This is a genomic window from Streptomyces sp. 13-12-16 (assembly GCF_002114215.1).
Lineage (GTDB): Bacteria > Actinomycetota > Actinomycetes > Streptomycetales > Streptomycetaceae > Streptomyces.
The window spans coordinates 652-1,174 of the sequence record NZ_NCTE01001362.1 but is presented as its reverse complement, the minus strand read 5'-3'; the positions used below and the strand labels follow the sequence as shown (position 1 = coordinate 1,174).

Sequence of the window (523 nt, the reverse complement as noted above, 5' to 3'; positions counted from 1 at the left end):
TCGCGCCGCTGCCGGGTGACGTGACCCGGCTGGCGGCGACCAATCCCGTTTTCCTGCTGTGGGGCGTCCGGCTCCCGGCGCACAAAGAAGGAGTCGAGAAGTGATCGGCCTCATCTCCGCCACGGCCGCCGGAGCGGCCGCGCGGGACCGGCTGGCCGCCGTGTGGCCGGACCGTACGCGCGTGTACGAAGGTCCCGTGCCGGATGCCGTACGGGCCGCGTTCGCCGAGTGCGAGCAGCTCGTGTGCTTCCTGGCCACGGGGGCCGTGGTGCGGCTGGTGGCGCCGCTGCTGCACGACAAGGCGAGCGATCCCGGTGTCGTCTGTGTCGACGAGGGCGGGCGGTTCGCGGTGTCGCTGGTCGGCGGGCACGGCGGCGGGGCGAACGAGCTGGCCCGCGCGGTCGGCGAGGTGCTGGGCGCCGAGCCGGTGGTGACGACGGCGACCGACGCGGTCCGCCTGCCGGGCCTGGACACCCTCGGCCTGCCGGTGGAGGGGAACGTGGCCGCCGTGTCACGGGCCCTG

The 523-nt window shown here is 75.1% G+C and carries 1 pseudogene; it reads left to right on the top strand.

What is annotated here, in order from left to right:
* Positions 1–100: 100 nt before the first annotated feature.
* Positions 101–523 (top strand): annotated as a pseudogene (locus B7767_RS40915) (precorrin-3B C(17)-methyltransferase); the annotation flags it as partial.